This is a genomic window from Xenorhabdus eapokensis (genome assembly GCF_001908105.1).
In genome coordinates, this window is record NZ_MKGQ01000146.1 from 1 (window position 1) to 818 (window position 818).

Consider the following 818-nt stretch of genomic DNA (forward strand, 5'->3'; position numbering starts at 1 on the left):
TTTGCAGTTTCGACTTGTCGTGCGTTTAATTTCATTATTAGGGCATCTCTGTAATCGAATAGTAAGCATCGAGCGGTAAGTGCCCCAGATTATGCCCCGCACTGCATATTGATTGCAATAGACTAAACTAGACGTAAGGATAAGAAATCATGCTGATTTTATTGAAGTTTATGAAAATTATTTTACTTAGCTAGACTCCACTGGAAATTGAAGTGGTTCCCGTGTCTGAATGACAAAAAAATCACGGCACACCCTGCCATTATTCCCACGCGTCATCCTTTTGATCTCACCCGGTTAACGACCGATGAGCTAAAGGTTTATCAGCTTATCCGTCAGTATTATCTGGCGCAATTTCTGCCGGCGCAGGAAACCGATGTGACCGACGTGACACTGGATATCGGCGGGCAACACTTCCGGGTGCAAGGGCGGGTGAATGTGATCACAGGCTGGAAGGCACTGTTTGCCGATGGAACGAGAGGGCACGAAAAGGAAGACGAGCAGGAAGCCGGTTTACCCCTGCCGGCCCTTAACCAGGGCGATCGCTGTCAGGTGATTGAGGCAAAAATTCAGTCACTGTACACCAAACCGCCGGCCCCGTTTACTGAAGGTACCCTGATTGCCGCGATGAAAAATGCCGCCAGTCTGGTCAGTGATCCGCAATTAAAGCAAGTCCTGCGAGAAAGTGCCGGGCTGGGTACGGAAGCCACCCGTGCCGGCATTCTGGACACCTTATTTAAACGCCAGCTGATTGAGCGAAAAAAGAAAGCGATCCACGCAACACCGCTGGCGCAGGAACTGATTGCCGGGCTGCCGGCGGT

1 pseudogene is annotated in these 818 nt (G+C 50.4%); it reads left to right on the forward strand.

Annotated features, from left to right (window positions below):
- Window positions 1–228: 228 nt before the first annotated feature.
- Window positions 229–818: pseudogene (locus tag Xedl_RS19845) on the forward strand (DNA topoisomerase); the annotation flags it as partial.